Consider the following 15,189-nt stretch of genomic DNA (forward strand, 5'->3'; position numbering starts at 1 on the left):
GCTGATGATCCGGCCGCGCGGGGAGGGCGGAGGGTCAGCGGTGAGCACAGTGGACGCACCCTCCCAAGCACGCGCCCCACTCTTCTTCATCAGCTATTCGCGGGCGCCGGTCGGCCGAGCCACCGGCAAACCCGCCGAGTACGTGTCCCGTTTCTTCGAGGACCTCTCCGTCCACGTCAGCGAGCTGGTCGGCCCGGTGACCGGAGTGGACGCCGGCTTCCTGGACAGCTCCATCGCCGGCGGTGAACGCTGGAGCCCGGAGCTTCTCCAGGCCGCCGGCACCTGCCAGGTCTTCGTTCCGCTGGTCTCCAGCGCGCTGCTCGGCAGCGACTGGTGCGGCCGGGAGTGGGACGCGTTCTCCCGCCGACGGATCACCCCGCGACACCGCTCCGCCTCGATCCACGAGACAGCGATCGTGCCGGTCACCTGGTCGCCGACGAACGGCACGGCACTGCCTCGGGTGCTCCGCGACATCCAGCGCTTCACCCCGACCGCGATGCCGGATCCCGACATCGCGGTGCACTACCAGCGGGACGGGGTCTACGGCTTGCTGACCATGCAGTGGGAGAACGCGTACCGGGCGGTGGTCTGGCGGCTCGCGCAACGCATCGTGGCCATCCACCGGTCGTACCTGGTCGAACCCTGGGTGCCGGCGAGCGTGGACGAGCTGTGCAACCGGTTCGCCGAGGAGTCGGAGTGAGCCCCCCGACGGCCCGACGCCGACCGGGGGCGCGCGGGACGTACTTCTTCCTGAGCTACGCACACTCGGCGCCGCCGCCGGGCGCCCGGGCCGACGCCGACGTCTGGGTCGGCCAGTTCTTCGCCGACCTGACCGACGAGGTGCGGCGTCAGGCGCGACCGGTCGCCGGAATGCGGATCGGCTTCTTCGACCAGCACATCCCGTTGGGCGCCGACTGGAAGGCCGCCCTCGCCGAGGCGCTCGGTGACGCTGAGGTCTTCGTCCCGCTCTACTCGCCCGGCTACTTCAGTCGCCCCTGGGCGCTGGGGGAGCAGGAGTCCTTCCGGGCCCGGCTGGCCGCCGCCGGGTCGACCCGGATCACCGCCGGCCATCTCACCCCGGTGCTGTGGATCCCGTTCCCCCCGTGGGAGGCCCACCCGGAGCTGGACGGTGCCCTGGACCTGGGCCGGGACGTCCCGGAGTACGCAGCGGACGGCCTGCGCGCGTTCTGCATGCTGGCCTCCTACCGGGCCCAGTACGAGCTGATGCTGAGCCGCCTGGCGAGCCGGATCGTGCACACCGCCGAGCGCCGTCCGATGGGCCCGTCCCGGGCGCCCGGCCTGGACGAGGTGGTTCGTCCGGCGCCGACCGACCCGGACTTCGTCGTCGCCGTCCTGGCCCCGACCCGGGACCGGCTGCCGAGCGATCGCGACCCCGCCGGCTACGCGGCCAGCGGCCGGCTCTGGCGGCCGTACGGGCGCAGCCAGCAACTACCCGCCGCCGAGTACGCGGTCAGCACCGCCGAGCGGCTCGGGCTGTCGGCCCGTACCGAGGACTTCGCGCAGGCGTCCGCGCTGCTCGATCGGCGGCCGGCAGTGCTGTTGGTCGACCCGTGGATCGCGGCGGCGCCGGACGCGGCCGGCGTCCTCGCCCGGATGCTGCACGGCCTGCGGGAGTGGGTCGTTCCGCTGGTGGTCACCGACGACGACGACAGCCAGGACGCCACCCGCTGGGCCACCGAGGTGACGCAGCTGTTGCACGCCGCCGGCCTGCCCCAGGTGAAGCGGGCGTGCAACATGCCGGAGTTCGTCGACCTGATGCCCGCGCTGGTCACCGAGGCGCGCCGCCAGTTCCTCAAGTACGGCCCGGTCGTCCCCTTCGAACCACCGCCGGAGCCGGTGCCGAGCCTGCGTGACGGCCTGCCCGCCGCCGGCTCGACAGTGTCCACCGACCCCGCGTCCCCGCCTGATGATCCGGCCCCACCGCGTCCCCACGGAGAAAACCGATGAACAACGATCGCGAAGGCCAGGTCGTCACCTTCTACTCGTTCAAGGGTGGAACGGGCCGAACGATGGCGCTGGCCAACGTGGCCTGGATCCTGGCGGCCAGCGGCCGGCGGGTGCTCGTCGCCGACTGGGATCTCGAGTCGCCCGGTCTGCACCGCTTCTTCCACCCGTTCCTCGACGCCGAGGCGATCCAGGGCACCAGCGGTGTGATCGACATGATTCGCGACTACGAGTGGGAGACCACCCGGGTCAACGACCGGCCGGACCGCTGGATGGAGCAGTACGCCCGGGTCGGGCGGCACGCGTTCTCGCTGCGCTGGAACTTCCCCGACGGAGGCGGCCTCGACTTCCTCTCCGCCGGCCGGCAGAACAGCGACTACGCCGTCTCGGTGAGCGGGCTGGACTGGGACAACTTCTACAACCGGCTGGGCGGCGCGCAGTTCTTCGAGGCGCTGCGGGCGGACATGAAGCGCCAGTACGACTTCACCCTGATCGACAGCCGGACGGGGTTGAGCGACGTAGCCGACATCTGCACCCTGCACCTACCGGACACCCTGGTCGACTGTTTCACCCTCAGCGACCAGGGCATCGACGGCGCTGCCCGGGTGGCGCACTCGGTACGGGACCGGTACCGGCGGCGCGACATCCGGGTCCTGCCGGTGCCGATGCGGGTCGACCAGGCCGAGAAGGAGCGGGCCGAGGCGGGGCGCCTGCTGGCCATGCGCCGGTTCGCCGGTTTGCCGGCCGGCATGACCGAGGCGGAACGGCGGCGTTACTGGGCCGCGGTGGAGGTCCCGTACCGGCCGTTCTACGCGTACGAGGAGACCCTCGCGACGTTCGGCGACCCGCCGGGCTCACCGACGTCGCTGCTGGCCGCGTTCGAGACGTTGACCGGGATCCTCACCGACGGCGCGGTGACCGCGTTGCCGGTGATGGACGAGTCGGTGCGGGAGCGGGGCAAGGCCCGGTTCCGCCGACGCACCGAGGCTATCGACGACCAGATCGTGCTCCGGTATGCGCCGGAGGACGCCATCTGGGCCGAGTGGCTGGAGCGGGTGCTCAGCTCGGCCGGGCTGCGGGTGGTGGAGCCCACTGCCGCCGTCGGGTCCGCCGGTACGCCGGCCCCGCGCACGCTGACAGTGGTCTCGCCGGCCTACGTGGCGACCCCGTCCGGTGGTCTGCCCGACCGGGACACGAGCACCGGCTCCACGGCCCTGGCCGTGTACGTCGCCGACCTGCGCCCACTGGCCGAGTTCCCGTCCCAGAGCTCCACCAACCTGGTCAACGTGAGCGCCGCGACCGCCGTGGAGCGGGTGTTGCGGCTGGTCGGCCGGCCGGTGCCGTCGTCGGCGGACGGCCCGGCGGGTGGGAGTGCCCGTTACCCGGGCACCGAGCCGTTGATCTTCAACGCTCCCAACCGGAACGCCCGGTTCACCGGCCGGGAGGACGACCTGGCGCGGCTGCGCGCGCAGTTGCAGAGCGGGGGCAGCGCGGTGGTGCTGCCTGTCGCCCTGCAGGGCATGGGCGGCGTCGGTAAGACGCAGGTGGCTCTGGAGTACGTGCACCGGTTCAAGGCCGGGTACGACGTGGTCTGGTGGATCGTGGCGGACCCGCCGCAGTTCGTCGACACGGCCCTCGCCGACCTCGCCGGTCGCCTCGGCATCCTCGTCGGGCCGACCCTGCCCGACACGGTCCGGTCGGTGCTTCAGGTGCTCGGCCGTGGTGAGCCGTACGAGCGGTGGCTCGTCGTCTTGGACAACGCCGAAGAACTCGACCAGATCGAGCCCTTCCTGCCGCAGGGCCCCGGGCACGTCCTGCTGACCTCCCGCAACCGCGCCTGGGGTGACCGGGCGAACCCGATCCAGGTGGACGTCTTCGACCGCACCGAGAGCGTGGCGCACCTCGCCCAGCGGGTGCCCACGATCAGCGCCGAGGAGGCCGACCGGGTGGCCGAGGCGCTCGGCGACCTTCCGATCGCGGTGGCCGCGGCGGGCGCCTGGCTCGCCGACACCGGCACGTCGGTCACTGACTACCTGCGGCAGATCGAGCGGCACGGCCCCAGCGCCCTCTCCGTGGAGGCGACCTGGGACCTGTCACTGAACCGGCTGCTGGAGCAGGCACCCGCCGCCTACCGGCTGTTGCAGCTCTGTTCGGTGCTGGCCCCGGAGATCGCCCTCGAACTCATCTACAGCGACGAGATGGCGGCGGCCCTCGTGCCGTTCGACCCGTCGGTTTCCGAACGGCTGGTGCGCGGCGCCCTGGTTCAGCAGATCAACCGCCTGGCACTGCTCAAACTCGATGTCCAGGGCGGTCGGGTCCAGGTGCACCGGCTGTTGCAGGCGGTGGTCCGCGACCGGATGACCGACGACGAGATCACCGCCGCCCGACACCAGGTGCACCTGGTGCTGGCCGCGTCCCGGCCCCGTGGCGACGTGGACGACCCGACCACCTGGGCCCGGCTGCGCATGCTCTGGCCGCACCTGGAGGTCTCCGAGGCGCTGACCTGCCCGGACGAGCCGGTGTGTCAGCTGCTCATCGACCGGGTCCGTTATCTGTGGCAGCGCGGCGGTCTGGACCAGGCCGACACGTTCAGCCAGGAGGTGGACGACACCTGGAGCGCCCGGCTCGGGGACACGCACGACGAGGTCGAGGCGTCGGCGTTGGGCCGCCAACTGCTGCACCTGCGGTTCAACCGGGCGAACATCCTGCGCAGTCTGGGCCGGTTCAACGAGGCACGGGACCTGGACGAGGCGGTGCTGGCCGAGCAACGCCGGCTGCTGGGCCCGTTGCACCCGCACAGTCTGATGACCGCCGGCAGCCTCGGCGGTGACCTGCGGGCGCTCGGCCGCTACGCCGAGGCCCTGGAACGGGACCGGTCCACCTACGCCTCCTGGCTCCAGGTGTTCGGCGAGGACCACCCTCGGACGTTGAGCGCGGCCAACAACCTCGCCGTCTCGTACCGGCTGGTCGGCGACTACCGGTCGGCCCGTCGCTGGGACGACGAGGTGCACCAGCGGCGGCGGCTGGTGCTCGGCCCTACGCATCCCTACACCCTCGTCTCGGCCGTGCGGCTCGGCAGTGACCTGCGGGAAGCTGGCGAGTACGAAAGGTCGGCCACCCTGCTGCGCACCGTGTACGACACGTACTGCGAGGTGCTCGGTCCGGATGACGGCCAGAGTCTCGCCGCTCAGGTCAACCTGGCGGTTTCCCTGCGCAGCTCCGGCCGGGGCAGCGAGGCCGCGCCGATGTTCGAGACGGCCTACCGCGAACTCGACGACCGTTTCGGTTCGGACAACCCGGACACGGTGGCGTGCCGGTCGAGTCGCGCGGCGAACCTGTTGGCCGTCGGCGACGCGGCGCGGGCGCTGACCGAGATGAACGCCGTGCGGGTGGCGTTCGAGGAGTTGCTCCGGCTCGGCCCGGAGCACCCGCACGCCCTGGCGACGGTGAGCAACATCTCGGCGGCGGAGCGCGCGCTCGGGCGCAGGTCGGACGCCCTCGCGTCGGCGTCCCGGGCGGTCGGCGAGTTGCGCAAGGTGCTCGGGCCGGATCACCCGCACACCCTCGCGGCGGAGGTCAACCAGGCGGTGTGTCTCGCCGAGGAGGGTGATTGGGAGTCGGCGCGGGACCGGCTGCGGGAGACCGCCGGCCGACTGGCCGCGGTGATCGGTGCGGACCACCCCGACACGCTGCGGTGCCTCGGCGATCTCGCCCTGGTGGCGAGGCGTGCCGGCGACGGCCCGGCCACCGAGGACGTCGGTGTCGTGGCGGACCGGTTGGCCGAGGTGATCGGTCTGGAACATCCCACCGTCCAGACCCTGCGCGAACGGCGGTTCGTGGTCCGGGTGATCGACCCACACACCATCTGAGCGGGGCGTTCGGCGGGCGGCTGGCTGTCCAGGCCGACCCGCCGGTCCGGCCGGGCCGGGCGATCAAGAGCTGCGGGCCGGGCGCTCAGAGCTGCGGGCTGGTCGCGAGGTCCGGCGTGGCCAGCCAGGTCAGGGTCTGCGGCAGGATCTCCACCGCCCCGAAGTGCGCGGCGCCGGGCTGCACCTGCACCTCGGCGCGCGGAATCCGCGAGGCGAGCCAGTGTGAGTGCTCCACCGGGGAGAAGCGGTCCTGTTCGCCGTGCCAGAGCCGGACCTCCGCGCGGATGGCGCCCAGGTCGAACCCCCAGCCGCGCCGGATCGCCAGCACGTCGTCGATCCAACCCTCGGGGCCGTGTCGCAGCGCCTCGGAGTACATGTCGGTCAGCAGTCGGCGGATCGCGATGTCGTCGACGACCCGGATGTCCTCGTCGGGCAGTTGAGGGCGGAGGAAGTCCAGCAGCGTCATCGGGTCCCGGCGGGCCTCGTCCGCGCGAACCTTCAGGTTGAGCGTGAGCTCGGCGAGGTCCTCGTCGGCCTGCCCGTAGTCCTCCACGTTCGATTCCGCCATGCCCGCGTACCAGTCCAGGTCGGGCGCGCCGGCCGGGGCGAGCCCCACCAGCACGGCGGCCCGGGTGACCCGGTCCGGCAGCAGCGCGGCGCAGGCCAGGGCGTGTGGCCCGCCACCGGATCGGCCCACCACCGCGAACCTGTCGATGCCGAGGTCGTCGGCGATCGCCGCCACGTCGGCGGCGGCGTCGGCCACCCGTCGACCCTCGTGCCGGTCGGAGTCGCCGTACCCGGGTCGGTCGTAGCAGACGAGGTGTACGCCGAGGCGGTAGACGACGATGCCCCGGGGGCGAGGGCCGCTGCGGCTGCCCGGGGTGCCGTGCAGCAGGAAGACCGCCGGCCCGTCCGGCGCTCCCGAGGTCTCCACCGCGAGGTGCCGCCCGTCCGGGGTCGTGACGGTGCGCTGTGTCGCATCTTGTCGCGTCACGGTTGGCCTCCCGCGGGTCGTCATGTGCTCCCCCGTGAACGGAGCCGGCGCATGGTCGGCGCCGAGTGCAAAGCCCCCGAAATCGCCCAGAACACATCCTTGTTGTGCAGCGTACTGCCCGTCGTGGATGCCCGCCATGGGCCAGCGGGTCAATGCCGGTGGGGTGGGCCACCCGAACGGGCCGCTACCCTGGTAGCCCGAGGGGAAGGGGCACCAAGAGGGTGGCTAGGACCTACAACGTCGTGACGTACGGCTGCCAGATGAACGTGCACGATTCTGAGCGGATCTCCGGCCTGCTCGAACAGGCCGGCTACGTGCGCGCGGTGCCGACCGACGACACCCCGGACATCGTCGTCTTCAACACCTGCGCGGTACGAGAGAACGCGGACAACCGGCTCTACGGCAACCTCGGTCGACTGCGCCCGGTGAAGGACAAGCACCCCGGGATGCAGATCGCTGTCGGCGGCTGCCTCGCCCAGAAGGATCGGGGCGACATCGTCCGCAAGGCCCCCTGGGTGGACGTGGTCTTCGGCACCCACAACATCGGCGCGCTGCCGGTGCTGTTGGAGCGGGCCCGGCACAACGCCGCCGCCGAGGTGGAGATCCTGGAATCCCTCGACGTCTTCCCGTCCACGCTGCCCACCCGCCGCGAGTCCACGTACGCCGGCTGGGTGTCAATCTCGGTGGGGTGCAACAACACCTGCACGTTCTGTATCGTGCCGGCGCTGCGCGGCAAGGAGAAGGACCGGCGCCCCGGCGACATCCTTTCCGAGGTGCGCGCCCTGGTCGACGAGGGCGTGCTGGAGGTGACCCTGCTCGGGCAGAACGTCAACTCGTACGGTGTGGAGTTCGGCGACCGGTACGCGTTCGGCAAGCTGCTGCGGGCCTGCGGCGACATCGACGGGTTGGAGCGCGTGCGATTCACCAGCCCGCACCCGAAGGACTTCACCGACGACGTGATCGCCGCGATGGCCGAGACGCCGAACGTCTGCCACTCGCTGCACATGCCGTTGCAGTCCGGCTCCGACGATGTGCTGCGGGCGATGCGCCGGTCCTACCGTTCCGAGCGCTACCTGGGGATCATCGAGAAGGTCCGGGCGGCGATGCCGGACGCGGCGATCACCACCGACATCATCGTCGGCTTCCCTGGTGAGACCGAGGCCGACTTCCAGCGCACCCTGGACGTGGTCCGGGAGGCCCGGTTCTCCTCGGCCTTCACCTTCCAGTACTCGAAGCGGCCCGGCACCCCCGCCGCGACAATGGACGATCAGCTGCCCAAGCAGGTCGTGCAGGAGCGCTACGAGCGGCTGATCACATGCGTCGAGGAGATCACCTGGGCGGAGAACAAGCGCCTCGTCGGTGAGACCGTCGAGGTGCTGGTCGCTGTCGGTGAGGGCCGCAAGGACGAGCGGACCGGCCGGATGTCCGGTCGGGCCCGCGACGGTCGACTCGTGCACTTCGCGACCGAGACCGCCGACGGGGAGTCGCTGGCCGGCCGGATCCGGCCGGGGGACATCGTGCACACCACGATCACGTACGCCGCGCCGCACCACCTGAACGCCGACGGACCGCCGGTGGCGCACCGTCGCACCCGGGCCGGTGACGCGGCCGAGGCGGGTCGCTCCCCGCGTACCCCTGGGGTGTTGCTCGGTCTGCCGACGATCGGCGCACCGCCGGTCGCGCCCGCTCCCGTCGCTGGCTGCGCCACCCACTGACCGCACGGAAGGGCCCCTGGACGAGGGGCCCTTCCGCGAAAGGCCGAGTCAGACGGTGATCCGGCCGGCGCCGGCGCCCGCCGTCACGATGGACTTGACGTTGCTCGCGGTGTCCAGCTGGTAGGAGTACGGGATGCTGGCCACGCTGCCGCCGGCCTGGCCGGTGGGCGAGTTGACGAAGTGGTTGTTGCGGGCGACCAGGCTGCCGGGCCCCGAGTCTCCCTCACCGCGGTGGTACGGGTCGTCGACGTTCTCGAAGTAGTTGCCCTCGACGAGCACGCCGGCGTTCTCGGTGGACGCCACGCCGTAGCCGCCGTTGGCCCGGTAGTAGTTGTTGTACACGTGCACCGGGTTGCCGAAGCGCACCCGGGGGTTGCGCTGGTTGCTGCCGTCGAACCAGTTGTGGTGGTAGCTCACCCGCAGGTGACCGACGTCCTGGCTGGCGTTGTCGTCGCTGTGACCGAGCAGCATGGTCTTGTCGTGGCTGAAGACCCGGTTCCACGAGACGGTGACGAAGTCCGAGCCGCGCTTGATGTCGACGGCCCCGTCGTACCCGTTGCTGAAGCTGTTGTGGTCGATCCAGATGTTGGTGGCCGACTCCTGCACGTTGATCGCGTCGTCGTTCCAACCGCGGAAGGTCAGGTTGCGGATGATCACGTTGCGGTCACCGCTGACGTTGAGCCCGCAGCCGGCGATGGTCGCGCCGTAGTTGCCGAGGATGGTCTTGTTGGACCGGACCCGCAGCATGCCCGAGCAGGTGATCGTCCCGGACACCCGGATCACCGCGGCGCCTGTCGCGTTCAGCGCGCTGGTCAACGCCGAGGCGGTGGTGACGGTGGTGGTGGCGGCGTTGCCGCCACCGGTGGTGCCGCCGTTCTGGGTGGCCCAGCCGACAAGTGTCGACGGCGGCTGGGTGCTGGGCGGGGGAGTGCTCGACGGTGGCGGGTCGGTAGGCGGCGGGGTGGTCGGTGTGGTGCCGCCGGTGCAGGCGACGTTGTTCAGGCTGAAGCTGCTCGGGGCCGGGTTGCTGGAGCTGTTCCAACTCGCGTTGAAGCCGAACGTGGCGCTGGCGTTTGTCGCCAGGTTGCCGTTGTAGTCGACGTTTGTCGCGGAGACCTGGCTGCCGCTCTGCGAGGCGGTGGCGCCCCACGCCTGGCTGACCTGCTGACCGGCCCCGTACGACCAGCGCAGCGTCCACCCGGAGACCGGGTCGCCGAGGTTGGTGACTGTGACGTTGCCGGTGAATCCGCCCGGCCACTGGCTGGCGACCGAGTAGGCCACCTGGCAGCCGGCGGCCGCCTGGGCGGACACGGAGGTCAGCAGCCCGGCGGTGACCAGGGTGGCGGTGGCTGCGGCAGTGGTGGCGATCAGCGTCATTCGACGCCGTCCTGTGCGCATGCTGCTTCCTTTCGGTGAGGCGGACGGAGGTGTCGCGACGCCCATGCCCGTGGGCGGCGATCTCGGCCGGGACCAGTGGTCCTCGGGCCCGCCAGTGCAGGTTCGTGAAGGAAAGCGGCTCCCGCGCTCGCGCTCACCCATGGAGAGGCAAGCGCTTTCCCGATGAAAGCATAGAAGAATCTGAATGTAAATGGCCGGGACGGCCGATGCGCTGCGCACCGGCCGTCCCGGCAGCGGCGCACCGGCCGTCCCGGTGGATCAGCAGCCGGTGCCGCTGAGTTTCACAGTGCCCGGCGGGCTGGCCGTGCCGTTGGCGGTGAAGCCCACCGTGACCGATCCGCCCGCCGGCAGGGACGGAGCGTGGCTCGGAGCCGCGGCGGTGACAGTCGTACCGGACTGCGTGACGGTGGCGTTCCAGCCACTGCCCACCGTCACCCCGGACGGCCAACTCCAGGTGACCGACCACGGGTTCACCGCGCCCGAGCCGGTGTTCTTCACTGTCAACTCGCCCTGGAAGCCGCCCTGCCAGGCGTTGACCTGCCGGTAGGTGGCCGTGCAGGCGCCGGTCGGCGGGTCCGTCGGTGGGTCCGTCGGCGGTCCGCTGGTGCCGCCACCGGACGGCGCGATCAGGTACGGCTGGAGGATCGCCTGCTTGGCGGTGTTGACGTTCGTCCAATCGTCAAGCGCGATACCGCCGGTGTCACCCGAGTTCGGGTTCCACGACCAGTAGGTGAAGGACATCCCGGTCACCCCGGTCCCGGTGTAGGCCATCAGCTTCTCCAGCCACACCTTGTCCTTCGGGTCGACCAGGGTGCTGCCGAACTCGCCCATCATGATCGGGGCGATGTTCTGCTTGTAGAGGTAACCGAAGTACTTGTCCCAGATGGCCGGCATGTTCGCCGGGTAGTCCGGGGCGTCGAACCAGGTCTGCCGGTACACCGAGGTGGCGTACTCGTGCGGCGAGTAGACCAACCGGTTCGCCACGCTCAGCCGGACCGGGAACTGACCCGCCTTCGACAGGTTGCCACCCCACCAGCCGCAGTCCTCGTCGTTGCTGGTGTCGCCGTCCCAGACGTTGGAGAGGCCACCGCTCGGGCAGCTCACCCCCTCCACGAAGATCAACCAGTTGGGCTGGACGCCGAGGATGGCGTTTCCGGCCCGCTCGGCGGCGAGCCGCCAGTCCCGGGTGGTGTCGCCACAGCCCCAGCACGCGCCGGTGGCCGCCGGGTTGGTGCCCTCCGCGTGCGGCTCGTTGTGCAGGTCGGCACCGATCACCGTCGGGTTGCCCGCGTACCGCTGGGCGAGCATCTTCCAGTCGTTGATCCAGGTCGCCTCGGAAACCGTCGACGTGTACCAGAGCGGCGACTGTCCGGCCGCCGTCGGCCGGTGCCGGTCCAGGATGATCCGCATGCCCTTGCTGCCGGCGTAGTCGATCACCTTGTCCAGAATCTGCAACGGCGACAACCCGATCAGGTCCGGGTTGACGAAGTCGTTGATCCCACTGGCGGTCGCACCCGGTTTCAGCGCGTCGTTCGAGTACGGCACCCGCAACGTGTTGTAACCCAACCGGGCCATCGTGTCGAGTTGTCCCCGCCACGGGTTGTTCGACCACAGCCCGTGGAAGGTCTTGTTGTCGGTCTCCATGCCGAACCAGTTGATGCCGGTCAACCGGACTGTCGCACCGGTGCTGTCCACGATCTGGTTGCCACTGGTATGTAGATAACCCGTACCGGTGCCGGCGGCGACGGCCGGGCTGGTGCTGACGGCGGCGGCGAGGAACACGCCGGCCGCGACGGTGACGAGCGCGGTGAGCGCGCCGCCGAGAGCCTTGGGACGGAACAATGCGAGCTCCACTTCGGAGGTCCGACGCCGTCCAGGAACGACGCCGGTGGGCGGCCGTCCGCACGCCACGGTCCCGAAGGGGTACGCGGACAGCACGCGACGGCCCATGTCACCCGGACGTGGTCACTCGCGGAGGCTCACCGGCGACCCTCGACGGCGGATGCTCCGCCTTCGTCGCCCTCGCACCGGTGGCCCTACCTGGCTCCGTCGCTCATTCTGATCAGCCCAGGTCAATGCGTCAACCTGCCCGCCCGCACCGCCTCGCCCCGCCGTGGGGGCGCGCAGACGAGGGCGCGGACGCCTGAGGCCGGACAGGCGGGAGCCCCCGGTCCCGCTGGGGACCGGGGGCTCCGGACGTCGTCAGCTCAGCCGGCCTGCTCGGCGAGTTGGAGGAACTGCCGCTTGGAGGCGAGGGCCTGCTCCGCCTCCTTGATCCGGCGTGCGTCCCCGGCGCTCTGCGCCCGGGCCAGCCGGTCCTCGGCCTCCGCCACCTGCGCCCGCATCTGGGCGAGCAGCGGGTTGTCCTCCTTGGTGGTGCGGCGCCACGCCGAGTCCATCACGTCACGGACCTTGTCGTCGATGACGCGCAGTCGGCGCTCCAGCCCGGCGGCCGCCTCGCGGGGCACCCGGCCGGCCTCGTGCCACTGGGCCTGGATCTCCCGCAGCCTGGCCTGGGCGCCCTTCGGGTCGGCGTCGATGTCCAACGCCTCGGCCTCGGCGAGCAGGGCCTGCTTGCGCTCCAGGTTGCCGCGCTGCTCGTTGTCCCGTGCGGAGAAGACCTCGCTGCGCCGGCTGAAGAAGGCGTCCTGCGCACCCCGGAACCGTTCCCAGAGCTTCTGCTCGGCCTCCTTGGAGGCGCGCGGAGCGGCCTTCCACTGGGTCATCAGGTCCTTGAGCTGGTTCGCGGTGGCGGCCCAGTCGGTGGAGTCCGAGAGCTTCTCCGCTTCGGCGACCAACTCCTCCTTGGCGGTCTGTGCCTGCTTACGCTGCGAGTCCAGGGAGGCGAAGTGGGCGCCGCGGCGGCGGGTGAAGCCGTCCCGGGCGGCGGCGAACCGCTTCCACAGCTCACCGTCGGCCTTCTTGTCGACCCCGCGGATGGTCTTCCACTCGTCGAGGATCTCCTTGAGCCGGTCCCCGGCGGTCTTCCACCCGGTGGATTCGGCGGCCAGCTTCTCGGCCTCCTCGACCAGCGCGGTCTTGCGGGCCAGGGCCTCGCCGCGAGCGGCGTCCCGGGCGGCACGCGCTTCGCCGGCCTTCTCCTCGGCGAGGGTCGCCAGCTTGTCCAGGCGGGTGGCCAGCGCGTCGATGTCGCCGACCACGTTGGCCTCGGGCAGCGTGGCACGGATCCGCCGGATCGTGCTCAACGAGTGCCCGGCGTCCGCCGCACCCGACTTGAGTCGCGCTTCGGTCAGGTCCACCTCGGTCACCAGGTCGGCGAAGCGACGGGCGAAGTGTGCCAGGCCCTCCTCCGGTGCTCCCGCCTGCCAGGATCCGACCACCCGCTCTCCCTCGGTGGTCTTGACGTACACGGTGCCGTCCGCGTCCACCCGTCCGAAGGCAGTCCAGTCGCTCATGTGCCCATCCTCGTTCTCCCGGCGTCGAGGGATCGATCCCCCGTCGCCGCCACGGCGCAGCCAAGTTGCTTCCGGCATTGTCACAGGTCCGACCCGGTCCGCGTCGAGCGCCTATCGCCGACCGTGACCATACGGTGTCCTAGGGGCCTAATGACCGGATCGGCGCGGAGACGCACCGGGGATTCCCGCTACGGTGGACGGGTGCCACTGGTCGCCGCCGCCGTCTGCCCGCATCCGCCCCTGCTCGTGCCCGAGGTGGCCGGCTCGGCGGCCCCGGAGCTGGACGATCTGCGGGCGGCCTGTGACACCGCCGTACGCCGGCTGTTGGCCGCCGATCCGGACATTGTGGTGCTGGTGGGCACCGGCCCGGTGACCGGCCCGATCCGCACCCCGGCGACCGGCTCTCTCCAACCCTGGGGTGTCGACCTGGACGTGCCGTTGGTGCCCGGCCTTCCGGACCGGGGTGCGGTGCTGCCGTTGAGCCTGACCATCGGCGCGTGGTTGCTGGCCCGTCACGGCACCCGCCCGCCGGTGACGGCCGTGCAGGTGGCCGCCGACGCCGGCCCGGCCGAGCTGGCAGCGCTCGCCGACGAGGTCGGCGCCACCGGTGAACGGGTGGCGTCGCTGGTGCTCGGGGACGGGTCGGCCTGCCGGGGAGAGAAAGCACCCGGGTACGACGACGCGCGCGCCCTCCCGTACGACCAGGGGGTTGCCGCGGCGCTGGCCGACGCGGACCTGGACGCCCTGCTCGACCTCGACCCGGTGGTGTCGACGGAGCTGAAGGCCGCCGGTCGCGCGCCCTGGCAGGTGCTCGCCGGCGCGGCCCGCGCGGCCGGTGGTGGGTGGCGCGGCGAGTTGCTGCACGACTCCGCCCCCTACGGGGTGGCCTACTTCGTGGCGTCCTGGGAGCGGGTGTGACGGGCACTGTCGTCGCGGTGGTCGGCCCGACCGCGGCTGGCAAGTCCGCGCTGAGCATCGCGTTGGCGCACGCCCTGGACGGCGAGGTGGTCAACGCCGACTCGATGCAGCTCTACCGGGGCATGGACATCGGCACCGCCAAGCTGACCCTCGCCGAGCGGGACGGGGTGCCGCATCACCTGCTGGACATCTGGGAGGTCACCGAGCCGGCGAGCGTCGCGGAGTACCAGCGACTGGCCCGCGCGGCGGTGGACGACATCCTGTCCCGGGGGCGGGTGCCGCTGTTGGTCGGTGGTTCCGGGCTGTACGTGCGGGCGGTGCTGGAGCGTTTCGAGTTCCCCGGCACGGACGCGGCGCTGCGGGAGCGGCTGGAACGGGAGTTGGCAGAGGTCGGTCCGGCCCCGTTGTACGCGCGGCTGCGCGCCGCCGACCCGGTCGCCGCCGAGGGCATCCTGCCGGGCAACGGCCGGCGGATCGTGCGGGCCCTGGAGGTGATCGAGCTCACCGGCGCGCCGTTCGCCGCCTCGCTGCCGCAGCCGACGCCGTACTACCCGTCGGTGCAGCTCGGCGTCGACCTGGACACCGGCGTGCTGGACGAGCGGATCGCGCTGCGGGTCGACCGGATGTGGGCCGACGGCCTGGTGCCGGAGACCCGTGAGCTGGTCGGGCGCGGGCTGGCCGAGGGGCGGACGGCGAGTCGGGCGCTGGGCTACCAGCAGGTGCTGCGCCTGCTCGCCGGTGAGCTGACCGAGGCGCAGGCGCACGACGAGACGGTCCGGGCGACCCGGCGCTTCGTCCGCCGGCAGCGGTCGTGGTTCCGGCGCGACCCGCGGATCCACTGGCTGGACTCGACGACCCCGGACCTGATCGGGGCCGCACTGCGTCTGGTGCCGGCGGCTGCGCGATGATGGGGC

10 protein-coding genes are annotated in these 15,189 nt (G+C 71.5%); 6 read left to right on the forward strand and 4 right to left on the reverse strand.

All coding sequences use genetic code 11. The features are described from left to right. Positions 1-40 precede the first annotated feature (40 nt). Genes PSH03_RS27845 through fxsT form a run of 3 tightly spaced genes read left to right on the forward strand, consistent with a single transcriptional unit; the run spans position 41 to position 5,834 of the window. On the forward strand, positions 41-700 hold the full coding sequence (locus PSH03_RS27845; RefSeq protein WP_210785994.1) for a TIR-like protein FxsC: 660 nt from the start codon (positions 41-43) through the stop codon (positions 698-700). Beyond that, a complete protein-coding gene (locus tag PSH03_RS27850; protein ID WP_210785993.1) occupies positions 697-1,968 on the forward strand; it encodes a TIR-like protein FxsC in 1,272 nt (423 codons plus the stop codon). Before PSH03_RS27845 ends, PSH03_RS27850 begins: the two co-directional genes overlap by 4 nt. After that, entirely contained in the window at positions 1,965-5,834 is a 3,870-nt protein-coding gene (fxsT, locus tag PSH03_RS27855) for an FxSxx-COOH system tetratricopeptide repeat protein (RefSeq protein ID WP_238690867.1), read from the forward strand. The genes PSH03_RS27850 and fxsT overlap by 4 nt, the downstream gene beginning before the upstream one ends. 85 nt (positions 5,835-5,919) lie before the next feature. On the opposite strand, the gene PSH03_RS27860 is transcribed toward fxsT, so the two are convergent. Continuing rightward, a complete protein-coding gene (locus PSH03_RS27860; RefSeq protein ID WP_238690869.1) occupies positions 5,920-6,828 on the reverse strand; it encodes an alpha/beta fold hydrolase in 909 nt (302 codons plus the stop codon). A gap of 221 nt (positions 6,829-7,049) precedes the next feature. Between PSH03_RS27860 and miaB the strand changes: the two genes are divergently transcribed. Continuing rightward, positions 7,050-8,543, forward strand: coding sequence for a tRNA (N6-isopentenyl adenosine(37)-C2)-methylthiotransferase MiaB (gene miaB, locus PSH03_RS27865; protein WP_308194401.1), 1,494 nt, complete (start codon positions 7,050-7,052; stop codon positions 8,541-8,543). A gap of 48 nt (positions 8,544-8,591) precedes the next feature. Here miaB and PSH03_RS27870 read toward each other — a convergent pair whose 3' ends face one another. The 3 genes from PSH03_RS27870 to PSH03_RS27880 all read right to left on the reverse strand — a co-directional run bounded on the left by PSH03_RS27870 (position 8,592) and on the right by PSH03_RS27880 (position 13,357). Beyond that, on the reverse strand, positions 8,592-9,941 hold the full coding sequence (locus PSH03_RS27870) for a pectate lyase family protein (RefSeq protein ID WP_238690870.1): 1,350 nt from the start codon (positions 9,939-9,941) through the stop codon (positions 8,592-8,594). Between the two features lie 258 nt (positions 9,942-10,199). Beyond that, on the reverse strand, positions 10,200-11,783 hold the full coding sequence (locus PSH03_RS27875; protein WP_238690872.1) for a cellulase family glycosylhydrolase: 1,584 nt from the start codon (positions 11,781-11,783) through the stop codon (positions 10,200-10,202). A 365-nt stretch (positions 11,784-12,148) separates the two neighbouring features. Continuing rightward, positions 12,149-13,357: a DUF349 domain-containing protein gene (locus tag PSH03_RS27880; protein ID WP_210785987.1), complete on the reverse strand. Its 1,209-nt coding sequence runs from the start codon at positions 13,355-13,357 to the stop codon at positions 12,149-12,151. A 150-nt stretch (positions 13,358-13,507) separates the two neighbouring features. Here PSH03_RS27880 and PSH03_RS27885 point away from each other — a divergent pair, with 150 nt between their 5' ends. After that, on the forward strand, positions 13,508-14,275 hold the full coding sequence (locus PSH03_RS27885; RefSeq protein ID WP_238690874.1) for a class III extradiol ring-cleavage dioxygenase family protein: 768 nt from the start codon (positions 13,508-13,510) through the stop codon (positions 14,273-14,275). Then, positions 14,260-15,183: a tRNA (adenosine(37)-N6)-dimethylallyltransferase MiaA gene (miaA, locus tag PSH03_RS27890; protein WP_372494903.1), complete on the forward strand. Its 924-nt coding sequence runs from the start codon at positions 14,260-14,262 to the stop codon at positions 15,181-15,183. Before PSH03_RS27885 ends, miaA begins: the two co-directional genes overlap by 16 nt. The last annotated feature ends 6 nt before the right edge of the window (positions 15,184-15,189 follow it).

The sequence above is a fragment of the Micromonospora salmantinae genome, assembly GCF_022230905.1.
GTDB classification, from domain to species: domain Bacteria; phylum Actinomycetota; class Actinomycetes; order Mycobacteriales; family Micromonosporaceae; genus Micromonospora; species Micromonospora salmantinae.